The sequence below is a fragment of the Clostridium sp. AM27-31LB genome (assembly GCF_003480745.1).
Taxonomy (GTDB): domain Bacteria; phylum Bacillota; class Clostridia; order Lachnospirales; family Lachnospiraceae; genus Butyribacter; species Butyribacter intestini.
The window spans coordinates 127,481-141,579 of the sequence record NZ_QUJS01000007.1; the positions used below are offsets into that span (position 1 = coordinate 127,481).

10 protein-coding genes are annotated in these 14,099 nt (G+C 36.2%); 3 read left to right on the top strand and 7 right to left on the bottom strand.

Going from position 1 to position 14,099, the window contains the following annotated elements; all coding sequences use genetic code 11:
- Window positions 1-230 precede the first annotated feature (230 nt).
- Complete coding sequence (locus DW721_RS11350) at window positions 231-2,075, top strand: SH3 domain-containing protein (RefSeq protein ID WP_118745832.1); 1,845 nt, start codon at window positions 231-233, stop codon at window positions 2,073-2,075.
- A 214-nt stretch (window positions 2,076-2,289) separates the two neighbouring features.
- On the opposite strand, the gene pyk is transcribed toward DW721_RS11350, so the two are convergent.
- The 3 genes from pyk to DW721_RS11360 all read right to left on the bottom strand — a co-directional run bounded on the left by pyk (window position 2,290) and on the right by DW721_RS11360 (window position 4,361).
- Entirely contained in the window at window positions 2,290-3,708 is a 1,419-nt protein-coding gene (pyk, locus tag DW721_RS11355; protein ID WP_118745833.1) for a pyruvate kinase, read from the bottom strand.
- A gap of 28 nt (window positions 3,709-3,736) precedes the next feature.
- On the bottom strand, window positions 3,737-3,877 hold the full coding sequence (locus tag DW721_RS16135) for a hypothetical protein (RefSeq protein WP_022014846.1): 141 nt from the start codon (window positions 3,875-3,877) through the stop codon (window positions 3,737-3,739).
- Window positions 3,878-3,944: 67 nt separating this feature from the next.
- Entirely contained in the window at window positions 3,945-4,361 is a 417-nt protein-coding gene (locus tag DW721_RS11360; RefSeq protein WP_118745834.1) for a hypothetical protein, read from the bottom strand.
- Window positions 4,362-5,042: 681 nt separating this feature from the next.
- Between DW721_RS11360 and DW721_RS11365 the strand changes: the two genes are divergently transcribed.
- Window positions 5,043-6,260 carry a BMP family ABC transporter substrate-binding protein gene (locus tag DW721_RS11365; RefSeq protein ID WP_118745835.1) on the top strand — a complete coding sequence of 406 codons (1,218 nt, stop codon included), beginning with the start codon at window positions 5,043-5,045 and terminating at the stop codon, window positions 6,258-6,260.
- Between the two features lie 17 nt (window positions 6,261-6,277).
- Complete coding sequence (locus DW721_RS11370; RefSeq protein ID WP_118745836.1) at window positions 6,278-7,996, top strand: methyl-accepting chemotaxis protein; 1,719 nt, start codon at window positions 6,278-6,280, stop codon at window positions 7,994-7,996.
- A gap of 545 nt (window positions 7,997-8,541) precedes the next feature.
- Here the strand turns inward: DW721_RS11370 and DW721_RS11375 are convergent.
- The 4 genes from DW721_RS11375 to murC form a co-directional block, all read right to left on the bottom strand.
- Complete coding sequence (locus DW721_RS11375) at window positions 8,542-9,714, bottom strand: ribose-phosphate pyrophosphokinase (protein WP_055945185.1); 1,173 nt, start codon at window positions 9,712-9,714, stop codon at window positions 8,542-8,544.
- Between the two features lie 56 nt (window positions 9,715-9,770).
- A complete protein-coding gene (locus tag DW721_RS11380; protein ID WP_022014851.1) occupies window positions 9,771-10,763 on the bottom strand; it encodes an ATP-binding protein in 993 nt (330 codons plus the stop codon).
- A 221-nt stretch (window positions 10,764-10,984) separates the two neighbouring features.
- Entirely contained in the window at window positions 10,985-12,130 is a 1,146-nt protein-coding gene (locus tag DW721_RS11385; protein WP_118745837.1) for a DnaD domain protein, read from the bottom strand.
- 249 nt (window positions 12,131-12,379) lie between these two features.
- A complete protein-coding gene (gene murC, locus DW721_RS11390) occupies window positions 12,380-13,762 on the bottom strand; it encodes a UDP-N-acetylmuramate--L-alanine ligase (protein WP_022014853.1) in 1,383 nt (460 codons plus the stop codon).
- Window positions 13,763-14,099: the final 337 nt, after the last annotated feature.

The window sequence follows — 14,099 nt, forward strand, 5'->3', positions numbered from 1 at the left end:
CAAGAGGTAGATTTTTGATGGTAAGAGGTGAAAAATGATAGATTACCTGCTTGTATGGGCATATGAAAATTGATATAATTTAAAATACTATCAAGGAAATCACCAACTTCTATTGTGCATAGCCATAAATGATTGGTGAGGGCTTGCTTGTATCAGAAGGGTTCTGGTATGTTTACAGCAGAATCACAGCGGATTGCAAATATTCGCTTGAAAGAGGGAGGAAAATGCTTATGAAACATAATCTAAAAAAGAATGAAAAAAAGAAAAAAGTTGTATTTATCAACGGATGGAGAAAGATGTGCAGTATGGTACTTGTATTCAGCATGGCAGTATCACTTGGTGCAGGATATGTATCATCACAGAGGGTTGAAGCTAAGGCTTATGACACATCAATGTCTCAGTTTAACAAACAGTATCTCGATACAAACACTTTTACGGTAAAGGGTGAGGCTTATCTTGTCGGCACTGACAATGTTGCAAAGATAGGAAGTACGCAGACTGTTTATTCGGTGCCGGAGGGTACGAAGATTCAGGGAAAAACGATAAAATCCAAATATCTGCCACAGGATAATAACCAGACTGTCAAATATATCTGGAACGGCAGTGGAAATGTAGTCGGTGGAGGAATAGACTGGATAAGTGATCATAACTCCAGTGCAGCTTTCTTAGAGTATGAAACCACAAAATTCAAGGTACTTGCCTATGATGACCAGTGGGTTATCGTGTGGAGTGAAGGATATACACCATATAAAAACCTTACGGAATTTCAGTCGTGCAAAACTTATCTTGTACAGACGGCACACCGTCCGGGATTTTACCGTGTAAAGAGAGAACAGGTATGGCTTGATATGGGTCGTTATGAAAGCACCACCCCTAAGGATGGGGAGAAAGTTACTATTAAGGCAGAGGGCAAGACAACGAAGGCATTTGTCGGTATAAAACTTTTTAACGGAATACCGTCATGGGGGGATTCGTACCGTGTACCGATTAACACAAAGCTTCAGGTTGTATCTACAGAGCCGATAGAATCTAAGACAAAAGGTGACAAGTCAAAATACTATAAGATATATTTCAACGGTAAAAATTCCGTAGATTATATGACATATAAAAGTTCCGGATATTATTATGTGAATGCGAAGTATGTGAATCTATATAATAAAGATACAAAAGTTCCAAAGGAAGCTAAGGAAGGCAAGGTTTATAAACTTGCTGCAGGTAAAGAACTTAATGTATATGAGGAAAAGAGTACGACAAGTACGGTTCTGGGTTCAATGGAAAACGATGTCACAGTCGAATATTTTGCTGATGAGACAGATGATACATGGACAACTATATGGTTTAACAGTAAAAAGGCATATGTAAAGAGTTCATATTTTTCAAAGTCTACAGCCGTAAGCGGTGGAAGTAAGGTTACTAATCTGCATATAAAAGATATTGTTAATAATCAATATGTCGTTGGCTGGGATGACCTTTACAACAGCACGGGATATAAAGTGGGAGTTATTACTTCATGGGATAAATTTCTTCTTGCAGCGAGTAAACAGATACCGGGCAGCAGAAATTATGAACTTATAGAAGATGCTGATATTGAAACAAATTATTATAAGGTAAAAAAGTCATGCTTTAATAAGAGAAAAACGATAGATATTTTTGTTTACGGACCGTCAAGCAAAGTAAGTGATACAGCACATATGACGCTTTCTGCACCGCCTGAGAGAGATGTAAAACCGATAGCAGAAACGAAATTATCTTATAACAAGAAAAAGAAGAAGTATGTTACGAAAAACAATATTACTAAAAATACAGTAAAGATAGTGAATTTTTATACAGATTATGCAAAGCACCAACTTCAGTATTCTTCAAATAAGAATTTTAAAGATGCTAAAACTATCACTAAGTCAGGTGGAAATGTAAAAAAATATACAAGAAAATCTATTGTTATTAAGGGACTTAAACCTAACACAACATATTATTTTAGACAGAGATACAAGGCAGCGGTCAAGACAGATGCCGGAACAAAGTATCTTATTGCACCGTGGTCTAAGTCATTAAAGATTAAAACGCTTGCTAAGTAAAATAAATGTGTAAGTGCAATAAAAACAGCCGGGTTCGATAAAATCGAATCCGGCTGTTCTATGTTTTTGTTCTGTATCATGCATGGAACAATAGGCAAAATATCCATACATGATAAAGTTTTACTGGTTTTGATATAAAAATATAAGCATAATTTACATGATGAATAAATATTCATATGATGAATGTTATTCATCATGAATACTATCCATCGGTTTATTTTGAAACGGCTTCTACGCGAATAGTGTTTGTTTTTCCTGATACACCGCTCACCTGACCGCCGGTGAGGACAACATTGTCGCCTTTGTTTAAGTTAAATATTTTCTTTGCATGATTCATTGCGTGATAGAACATGACATCAACAGAGTTAAATTCCTCGCTGAGAACAGGAGTTACCCCCCAACTCAAATTTAATTTTCTCCATGCTTTTATGGATGTTGTCATGCCGATTATGTCAACAGGGCAGCGGAAACGGCTTACCATACGAACTGTATTTCCTGAAAGTGAACTTATGACAATACCCTTTGCGTTTGTATCAATAGCCATTGCACAGGTAGCGTGCGATATGGCATCAGTATTATCTTTTATTCTGTATTCAGTGGTTCTGAAGCGTTTCGCATAGTCAATATTCTTTTCCGTATATAATGCGATTTCTGCCATGTTTTTAACGGCAGCGACAGGGTATTTTCCTGAAGCTGACTCACCCGAAAGCATTATTGCCGATGAACCATCATAGACTGCGTTTGCAACATCAGAGATTTCTGCTCTTGTAGGGCGGGGATTCTGTATCATTGATTCAAGCATTTCAGTAGCAGTTATAACTCTTTTTCCGAGAAGTCTGCATTTTTTGATAAGATATTTCTGGATGGCGGGAACTTCTACAAATGGAATTTCCACACCTAAGTCACCTCTTGCAACCATGATTCCATCTGCAATCTCGCAAAGTTCTTCAATGTTTTCGACACCTGAGCGGTTTTCAATCTTAGCGATAATATCAATATCTGAACCGCCGTTTTCATTTAAGAAGTTTCTAAGGTCGAGTAAATCCTGCTTTGTTGAAACAAAAGATGCTGCAACAAAATCGACCTCATTTTTGATACCAAAAAGCAAATCTTTTTTATCCTGTTCGCTCAGATAAGGCCCTGTCATCACATGATTAGGGAAATTCATGCTCTTTCGGTCGGACATTTCTCCTCCGACCTTTACTTTACATATGGCATCATTTCCTTTAAGTTTAACAACCTCAAAAATAAGTAAGCCATTGTTTACAAGGATGGTGTCACCGATTTTCAGCTCATTTATAAGATTTTTGTAACTGACTGATACACGCTTATTGTTTCCCTCAACCTCGTCAGTAGTAAATATAAAGGTGTCACCATCTTTCAAAGTAATTTTATGATTTTCAAATGTGCGTATCCTGTATTCAGGACCTTTTGTGTCGAGCATTATCGCTATTGGAAGACCAAGTTCTTCTCTTACTTTTTTGATTCTGTCTATCTTCTGCTGATGTTCTGGATGAGTTCCGTGAGAGAAATTAAGTCTCGCAACATTCATGCCTGCCATGCACATTTGTTTTAATGTCTCTTCGCTTTCACTTGCCGGACCAATGGTACAAATAATTTTAGTTTTTCTCATGATGAGTAGCTCCTTTCGATTAGCCGATTTACTTTTCAGTGCTTTTATTTATCATATCATCGCCATGTTCGCCGGTAGCATCAACATCGCTGCCCGAAAACCACAATCCAAATGCGGTAAGACCAACAATGAATAATATACCGATAATAATCAAAATGATTCGTAACATAACTTTTCCCTCCTGATATATGTTGGTACAGTGATTTTTTTAACCGTACATATGATAAAAAGCTATGTTAAATTTTCTTTTTTCCATCCTTCATATGTATATAATCGATGATAAAGGCTGTTGACCTCGGCTCACAAGCGACTGAGATATATTCAGAAAGACCTTGATACAGAGGGATATGTATCGTATCAGATATATTTGCCAAATACAGCAGCGACTTGTAGGTGTTTGATAAAGTTCGTATTTTATGAGAAATCTCAGGACGGGATATAAGCTCCTGTCTGCCAAGCATCTCTGGAGTACATATATCTTCGCCGGAAGATGTTATGGATAAATTATATATTGCCTCTTCAGAATGAACAGATGCAGCCTGATCAATAAAAGGTGTGGATATGGTTGATGTGTAAGAAACAAGGCAGGAAAGAATTATACACAATGTAACAAGTAAACTTGTATATCTGCATTGTTTTTCGTTGAAACGCATATCTGCTCCACCTCCTTTTTAAAAAGCCGCTCATAAATTACTTATAAGAATAGCACATTGATATCAATAGGGCAAATATATTTTTGTAAAATTTATTGGATTTATGTAACAGTTCAGCCATAAAAAGATAATTGGCAATACAATGAGCTTGTTCATTGTATTGTTAAGTACCTTTTTATGGTAGAATAGCCTTTCATTTCTGAAATGAAATAAACAAAAGCTGCAAAGCAGCGACTGACAGCTCGCTGGCAGGTTTATGAATGTAAGAAATGCAAGGCTGAACTGTTACGGATTTATAAATGTAAGAAATGTAAGGGTGAACTGTTACGGCTTATGATTCATTTATGATAATGTCCTAATATACCGCAAAGGAAATTGAAAGAGTCTGATTACTCGCGAAATTATCGTCGTTTTTCGACAACTAAAAGAAAAATTAAAAAAAATTTGATTATTTTATTTGTTTTTATGTCGTATTATGATAAAATATGTACAAAAAATACTTGTTTATGTATAAAAATAAGCGGTTATATGCCGTGATTATAGTGGTATAGAATAATAAAAATCATGAATAGTTTTGTGTCTGGGCACACCTGGCACAAATTTTATGTATTAGTGTTCACACTTTATATGAGGGCGTAATCACTAAAGATGCAAAAATGTGTGCAGAAATGAGGCGTATGTATGAAAAGAAAAATATTATCACTTTTAATGACATTCTGTATGGTGTTTTCTTTGACATCCTGTGGAAGAGGAGGGAAAGTCGTCGACATGGTCACTAATGATACCGGCGAAAAGACGGAGGTATCACAGAACTCAGATACGGCGAAAAAAGCTGCCGATACGAACAAAGCCGGAATGAAGACTATTTCTAAAGAAGAGCTGAAGATAGGTGTTCTTTATATAGGAAGTGCATCGGAGACTTCAGGTTATACATATGCACATGAGATAGGTATTCAGGGTATGGCAAACAATATCGGTTTGTCGGATAATCAGATAGTAAGAAAAGAAAGTGTAAGTGACAGTGATGAGAAAGCTATAAAAGCAGCTTTGCAGGATTGTGTTGATAAGAAATGTAATGTAATCTTTGCGACAAGCTGGGGATATATGAACCAGATTGAAAAATTTGCAGAGAAATATCCTGACATATATTTTGCACATGCAACGGGTTATCTGAGCAATGGTAAAAATTTTACGAACTATTTCGGAAGGATTTATCAGACGAGATATTTATCAGGTATAGTTGCAGGGCTTAAGACAAAGACAAATAAGATAGGTTATGTTTCTGCTATGGGTACGGACAACAGCGAGTGTACCGGAGGTGTTGACGCATTTGCGATAGGTGTTGAGTCGGTAAACAAGGCTGCAAAGATAAAAGTTGCCGTGACAAATTCATGGTACGCACCGGATGATGAAAAGAAAGCATCAGATGCACTTATAGCAGCGGGGTGTGATGTGCTGGCACAGCATTGTGATACGACAGCACCACAGGAAGCTTCACAGGACAACGGTACATGGTCGATAGGATACAATTCAGATATGAGTAAGGAAACACCAAAAGCAACGCTCACATCTGTTATCTGGAACTGGAGTGCTTATTACACATCATATATAAGCAGTATCATCAATGCTTCATATGATGGCAAGAATTATTATGGTGGAATGAAAGAGAACCTTGTAAGCCTTACGGAACTGTCATCGCTTTGTGAGAGAGATACAGAGGATAAGATAAAAGAAGCAAAGGAAAATATCATTTCAGGAAAGTTTGGAGTGTTTGACGGAGTGTTAAAGACAAACACGGGAAAGACTGTAGGAAAAGAGGGAAAGACACTTGATGATGCCACTATAACAGGAAAGATAAACTGGTATTATCACAATGTATCGCTGATAAACTGGAAATAGACAGGGGGTATGCCGTTATGAGGATATTTGAAAACTGGAAATTAAAATATAAGATTTTATTTGTGGCACTTTTGCCAATTCTTGTGGTATGTATAGCCGTGATGGTGATTAATAATACGGTTATAAAAAATACTTTACTTGACAAGACAAAAAATGAACTTAAGGCGACGGCAGAGGCTTTGAGTGCCGCTTACAATCAAAATTCAGGTGAGTATTTCCAAAATGATGACGGCGAAATATGGAAAGGTACATACAATGTATCACTTTCACAGAAGCTGGTTACGGAAATGAGCGAGAAAACGGGAAGCAGTCTCACATTTTTCTATGGAGACAAAAGGCTTGTAACTTCCCTAAAAGATAAAAAAGGCGATTACATTCTTGGTTCAAAAGCAGGAGATTATCTAAAGAAAAATGTTCTTGAGGGAGGAAAGGATGTATTTACAAGTCGTGTCAGCGTAGAAGGGACTATGTATTATGGCTATTACATCCCGGTAAAGCAAAATAACAGTGACGACATAATCGGAATGATATTTGCCGGTATGCCGGCAAGGGAAGTTGATAAGACAATAAATCTCGTTAGCGGACTGTTGTTTTTGATATTAGGTATTGTGCTTGTTTTAACGATATTTGTCAGTGTACTTGCATCAAAGGAAATTGCATCGGCGATAGAGGATAGTGTACTTGTCGTACAAAATATGGCATCGGGAAATTTAAATGTAAGTATAAACCGGAAAAATCTCGGCAGAAAAGATGAAGTAGGTAAACTTTCAGCCGGTACGAAAAGCCTTCGTGAAAGTCTTGGCAATATGATAGGTGCAATATCGGATAATACACTTAGTCTTGATGTTGCATCTCAGGATATGAGTAATATCGCAGGGCAGGCAAGTGACGCTATGGACTCGATAAGTGAAAATCTTAAGAGTGTGCTTGAAAGTGCCAAAAATCAGGCAGAAGTGACTGCAAGTGTTGATGACAATGTCAATAATATCAACATGATGCTCAAACAGACCGGGGACGAGGCAGACGGACTTTCAGATGCAGCGGATGATATGCTTGGAACGGGCAGAGAGGTCGATAACAGTCTTAAAAATCTTTACAATTCAAACGAAGAAGTTCTTGATGCGATAGAGAGGATAAGAAAGCAGACGAGCGAGACGGATATTTCTGTTGATAAGATAAAAGAAGCGGTAAATCTTATAGCGTCCATTGCAGAGGAGACAAATCTTTTGAGTTTAAATGCGTCCATAGAAGCGGCGAGAGCCGGGGAGAGTGGAAAAGGTTTTGCTGTTGTAGCTGTTGAGATAAGTAAACTTGCGGAACAGAGTAATGCGGCATCTGCCGACATAGAAAAAATGATAATGGATCTCGGACAAAATTCTGAGAGAACAGTAGAGACTATGGAAATGGTTCAGGATGCGATAAACAGACAGTCGGATGATATGAACAATACCAGAAAGATATTTGAAAAGGTAAAAGACCGCATAAACCTTGTAGCAAAAGGTGTTGCAAATATTAGGGAAGCCACGGAGAGACTGGAAGGCGAGACTACATATATAGCTGAGGATATTAACGGACTTAATACGGCAGCAAACAAGAATATGAAAAATGTAAAAGAGACAATGGAAGCCGGTGAGGAAGTCCTTAAAGTTGTGAAGAATGTCAGTAGTATGTCCGTGAATGTCAATACAGCCGCTAATGAAATGATGCAGTCGGTTGAAAAATTCAGAAAAAAGTAAATATAAGATAGTAAAAGCCTTATCATCAGTGATAAGGCTTTTACTATCTTTAAAGAAAAAAGAGGATTGAACTATCAGTCTTTGCTGATAGTTCAAAAAATAATGTAAAAAATGTGTACTTAATTGTTGATTAAGTACGGTACAAAAAGGAGTTGGTCTGCGATAGAGGGAGCTATCACAGACCCAAATGAAAAAAATGAAAAAGAATCTATCTCAAACATAAGTCAATAAGCTAATTTAGTTGTTGTCGAAACAGGTGACAAAAATAAGAATCACTGTATGTTTAAATTCCTACTTTTGTTTTACTCACCCGCTTCATTTATGTTTATAAGTACATTATATATGTTAATTGTGTTTGTTTTGTGTTTCATTTATGAAGTGATTGTGAAAATAAGCCCTTAAATCTAAACAAAATCTAAAAAAACACCGACAGAAGGTATGTTTTTTGTCGGTGCTTTTAAAAAGTATTATTTTAAAGTAATAAAATAATTTATTTGTACTTGTATAAGTATTGTATATTAAAAATTTAAAATATATAAATATGATTAAATCTGTCCGTATTTCTTAAGAACAGCCTGTATTCTTTCAGTAGGGTTTAACAGATCACTTATTGACTGGTCATGATTGAGTGTGTCAATAAGAAGAGCAACATATTTGCTCATATCAACATTGATATAGTAATCTCTTTTTAGAACTTCTTCAGGCTGATATACAAGATTTGTAGTAAGAACTTTGTCGATAAGTCCTTTTTCGTGAGCTTCATCAAATTTTTCCATTCCGTTTGTGAAAAGACCAAATGTAGCAGCTACAAATATACGGTTAGCTTTTCTTCTCTTTAACTCTGTGGCAACATCTATCATACTTTCGCCTGAAGAAATCATATCATCAATAATAATAACATCTTTTCCTTTGAGGTCTGAACCTAAAAATTCATGTGCTATAATAGGATTTCTTCCATCGACAATTTTACTGTAATCACGGCGTTTATAGAACATTCCTACATCAATACCGAGGACATTTGCATAATAAACGGCGCGTCCCATAGCACCTTCGTCAGGACTTATAACCATAAGGTGGTCAGTATCAATCTTGAGGTCATCGACATTTTTAAGGAGAGCTTTTATAAACTGGTATGTCGGCTGAACCGTTTCAAAACTCTTTAAAGGAATGGCATTCTGAACACGAGGGTCATGTGCATCAAAAGTGATAATACTCTCAACACCCATCTGTGTAAGTTCCTGAAGTGCAAGGGCACAATCGAGTGATTCGCGTGCACTTCTTCTGTGCTGGCGGCTCTCATATAAGAAAGGCATAATAACAGTGATTCGTCTTGCTTTGCCACCGACAGCGGCAATAATACGCTTAAGATCCTGATAATGGTCATCAGGAGACATATGATTTGTCTGACCACATACAGTATAAGTCAGATTGTAGTTACATACATCTACTAAGATATAAAGATCCTGACCTCTGACTGATTCTCTGATAATACCTTTTGCTTCGCCGGAACCAAATCTTGGGCACGCTGAATCAATGATGAATGAGTCTCTGTTGTAGCCTGCAAAAGAAGCCGCGGTAGCATGATTTTGTGCTCTGTCATTTCTCCAGTCAACAATATAGTCATTGACTCTTTTTCCCATGTCCCTGCTGCTCTCAAGTGCAAGAATACCGAGAGTACCATAAGGGATTGTTTCAGCTAATTTGTCATGTCGTTTCATAATAGTTTGTCCTCCATAATGTATTTGGATAAAGGAAAATAAATAATTTTCCCAGGTTAAGAGATAGCAATCTTAATGCGTATATCGTCACCGGCTATCATATAAAAATTATAATATCCGGTAAATCTTGAAAAGATACGCTCACTGTATCGTTCTCTCAATTCCTGAAATGAGAGATTTGTTGATATAATTGTTGATTTTTGTTTCATGTGTCTTTCTTCTATAAAATAATACAACTGGGAAGTTGTAAAACTGTTTGCCAGTTCTGTGCCCAGATCATCAATGATAAGCAGTTCACAGTTTAGAATATATGAGACTTGTTCGTTATTAATATACTCATCAGTCTTATAGAACTTATTTTTTTCTAAAATATCAAAAAGCTGCAAAGAAGTCAAGTACACAACGGTATGCGAAGTGTCTAAAAGCTCTTTTGCTATGCAGTGTGTAAGAAAAGTTTTTCCAACACCGGTTTCACCATAAAAGATGAGGTTATCATATGCCGTGTCAAAATGTTTAACAAAGTCAAGACAAACATCTCTGACTCTGAGAATATTTTCACGCGCTGTTAATGATAAATTTTCTATAATATGACTATTATCATAAAAATCCGGGTTAAAAGTATTAAAATTCTCTTTTTCAAGTATATCAGATAAATTTGAATTGGCATATAAAGAATTTATCTCATATTGTTTAAGACAGTGGCATGGTTTATTATCAATGTATCCTGTGTCCATACAGTCTTTACATGAATAGATAGGCGAAAGATAATCAGCCGGATAACCGTTTTTTGTAAGAAGTTCAATCTTTTTGCTGACAAGCTGTGATTTTTTTTCACGGTATGTCTGTTCATCAAGTTTTTCATCGGGACTAAGAAGTTCCATGCGTGCCTGATTTGTGGAAAGATTGATGATTTCATTTTGAATTTCCTTAAGTTTTGGAATTTTGTTAAAAAGCTTTTCATATCTTGCTGCAACAATGCGTTTGTTTTTTAATCTCAACTGGTCATACTTATACATGATATCACGATATTGAGTGTTTGATAATCCCATAAATTTCCTCCATTATAAAGATATGTACTCTAGGTATCTTCTTAAAACGAGTTGTTTTGGCTGGATTTACGATATACTGTTTTCATTTTTCGTACACTGTGTACGCATTGTGAAAATGTCATTGTGTATCAAAAATCCATCTCGAAATTCTTCGTTCAGAAAATTCCGGGAGCACATAGATGGAAAGTTTTGCTGTTGCTGGTTCAGCGTGCAAATCTTTATTATCTGTTTAAAAGTTTTTTTTCGAGTTCACTTATCTCAGCGTGAGATGTATCTCTCTGTCTGAAAGTGTTAAATTGGTTTTTCTTTACATAACCATTAACGGAGCTGCCTGTTGTGTTATATCTGTAGCTGCCTGAATTTGAGTTATCCTTTTGTGATTTTTTATCAGCTTTGTTCTTGGCATATATTTCGTCAGCTTTTTCAACATCGAGTAATGTTTTTATACCTGATTTATGCCAGTTGTCGAGTATGCCATCTGTATATTTGAAGTCTGCTTTCTGGATTTTTAACATTGTGCGGTTGCACGCTTCAAGAATTACGCTTAAGTCAATGCTCCAGTCTTTCTGCCACTTTTCAACAAACTGTTTTTCAATCATTGCGAGAGGTCTTCCAAGTCCAAACGCTTTTGATATGGCGGTATGTGCCGTATTGTAATCAGTAGATTCTTTTTTTGCATCTTCAGGTGTTTTTACACCGCGCTCATGCCAGGCTAATGCAACAGCCTGTATGTAGCTTGAATTACTCTTTCCGAGTGAGATACAATATTCATAAAGATGAAGAAGTAAGTCGGAAGAAAAGTGCAATGTACCATAAAGATATGATATAAGTTCTATCTCATTTGGCTTGAACGGTCTTTCAAGAAACGATTCGATAACCTGACATGCCCATTTAAAATCCTGATTTGAGGCAAGTTCTTTTAATTGTTTAGGAGAGACAGTAACAGGTTTGCTGTTTAAAAATCTGTTTTCTGTTTCTTTAGTGCCGGAAAAAGGCATCTGTTCAGTACTTGCTATATCATCAATTACTTCGTCAGTCTGTGTATCCTTCTTTATGGATTCATATACATCATCAGGGTTATACATATCTATGGAAATTAAGTTATCTTCATTATCAACAGTGATGCAGATAAGCCCTTTTTTTTCCCAATGCTGTAAAGCACGAATAATATCTCTTTCGGTGCTGTCCATTTTATCAGCAAGCTCGGAAACCGATATGTCCGTTTTTCCAGCCTGGATATATTCTGACAGGTAAAGATAAACTTTTACATAACTGCCGTTTGCATCAAGCATAAAATGCTCGATAAAAGCATTGCTTATCACTGTATTCGGTTTTATATATCCCGTACAGGAGAAAACATTTTCCATGATAAACCTCGTTTCTTTGTAGTATAAAATTTATGATATACATAGTCCACCGAATTGTATTTTATCATGTTTTAAAAATGTTTCAAGTCATTGATGTAAAACAGCTATGTGGATTGATAAAATGTGGATAATGTGGAAAATGTTAATAATAGGACAAAATGCCTGAAATACCTATTATACCGGGAATAAAAATATCCACAATGGATTGTGAAGAATTATTAACAATCTATTGTGGATAATGTGGATAACTTATTTGTTGACGAGTGCTTCGCCTATGGATACTACATTTCCGGCACCCATAGTTATCAACAAATCACCGTTGATACAATTTTCAAGTAAAAATTTTTCAATTTCATCAAAACTTGGAAAATAGTATGCTTTTTTGCCAAGTTTTTCAAGCTCCGCCTGGAGTGTTTTTGATGAAATATCGCCCGGATCCTGTTCTCTGGCAGCATAAATATCAGCAAGAACAATATTTTCTGCAAGTGAAAGAGCCTGTGCAAATTCTTTTAAAAGAGCTCTTGTTCTGCTGTAAGTGTGCGGCTGGAAAACGCACCAGAGGTGTTTGTGTGGATATTTCTGTGCTGCAGCAAGTGTAGCTGCGATTTCTGTCGGATGGTGTGCATAATCATCAATGACAGTAACACCGTTAAATGTACCTTTAAGTTCAAAACGGCGTTCAGTTCCGACAAAATCAGAAAGACCATTTAATATAGAAGCTTCGTCTATTCCATAATATTCTGATAAAGCTATTGCCGAAAGTGAATTTGATATATTGTGCCTGCCAACTACATTAAGCTTAATCTGCATATCTGTTTTCTGACCGTTTCTTATGAGTGTGTAACAGCCATGACCTTTTTCATCAAAGCTGATGTCTGCTGCAGAGTAATCGGCACCATCATCAAGACCGAAAGTGATGACCTTGCATTTGAGTCCGTCTGTTATCTCGTTTAATTTGTCAATATCCTTATTTATAACAAGGACACCGTTTTCTGGTATAAGTTCTGCGTATTTGCGGAATGAATGTCTTATGTCGTCAATGTCTTTGAAGAAATCAAGATGGTCTGCATCGACATTTAAGATGATTCCTGCTGTAGGATGGAATTTTAAAAAGCTGTTTGTGTACTCGCAGGCTTCAGTGATGAAATTCTCTGAATGGCCGATGCGGATATTTCCGCCTATTGCATCAAGAATACCGCCTACTGATATAGTAGGGTCTTTTTTTGCCGCAAGAAAAATCTGTGACAGCATTGAAGTGGTAGTAGTTTTGCCGTGAGTACCGGAAATGCCGATGGCATTTGGATAATTTTTCATGACCTGACCTACCATTTCAGCTCTTTCCATCATAGGAATACCAAGCTCTTTTGCCCTGACAAATTCAGGATTATCAGGATGAATTGCAGCAGTGTAAACCACAAAGTCAATATCTGCTGTAATATTTTCGGTTTTCTGTCCATATATGATATTTATGCCTAAGCTCTCAAGATGATCTGTTATCTTGCTTTCTTTCATATCTGAGCCACAGACATTGAAGCCGTTTTCATGAAGAAGCTGGGCGAAACCGCTCATGCTTATACCCCCGATTCCGATAAAAAATACTTTGCATGGATTATTAAGATTTATTTGATACATAATTCCACCGTCCTATCTGTTTTTATAAGTTATCTCTTCTTATATTAAAACAATGAATGGAAAAAAACAATTACAAAATAAAAATGTAATAAAAATATAAATTATTTGTAATTAAAAGGGATTAAAAAACTTATTATGGATGCACGAATTAAAATTTAGAATTAAAGAGAAAAAGCTGATGAACTAAAGGAACAACAAGGAAATTTTTGCTAAATATATATACATAATAGGTAAATCATGAAAAAATTTGTTAAATATTACAAAAAATAGTTTAAAAAAAATGACGAATTTGTTCACATTTTGTTCATGATGTGTTATAATAAATTGCACGGGGAAT

Coding starts and splice junctions, on each gene's coding strand:
- pyk (WP_118745833.1), bottom strand. CDS start 3,708: ATGAGAAAAACTAAAATTATTTGTACCATTGGTCCGGCAAGTGAAAGC.
- DW721_RS11350 (WP_118745832.1), top strand. CDS start 231: ATGAAACATAATCTAAAAAAGAATGAAAAAAAGAAAAAAGTTGTATTT.
- DW721_RS11375 (WP_055945185.1), bottom strand. CDS start 9,714: ATGAAACGACATGACAAATTAGCTGAAACAATCCCTTATGGTACTCTC.
- DW721_RS11385 (WP_118745837.1), bottom strand. CDS start 12,130: ATGGAAAATGTTTTCTCCTGTACGGGATATATAAAACCGAATACAGTG.
- DW721_RS11365 (WP_118745835.1), top strand. CDS start 5,043: ATGAAAAGAAAAATATTATCACTTTTAATGACATTCTGTATGGTGTTT.
- DW721_RS16135 (WP_022014846.1), bottom strand. CDS start 3,877: ATGTTACGAATCATTTTGATTATTATCGGTATATTATTCATTGTTGGT.
- DW721_RS11380 (WP_022014851.1), bottom strand. CDS start 10,763: ATGGGATTATCAAACACTCAATATCGTGATATCATGTATAAGTATGAC.
- DW721_RS11370 (WP_118745836.1), top strand. CDS start 6,278: ATGAGGATATTTGAAAACTGGAAATTAAAATATAAGATTTTATTTGTG.
- murC (WP_022014853.1), bottom strand. CDS start 13,762: ATGTATCAAATAAATCTTAATAATCCATGCAAAGTATTTTTTATCGGA.
- DW721_RS11360 (WP_118745834.1), bottom strand. CDS start 4,361: ATGCGTTTCAACGAAAAACAATGCAGATATACAAGTTTACTTGTTACA.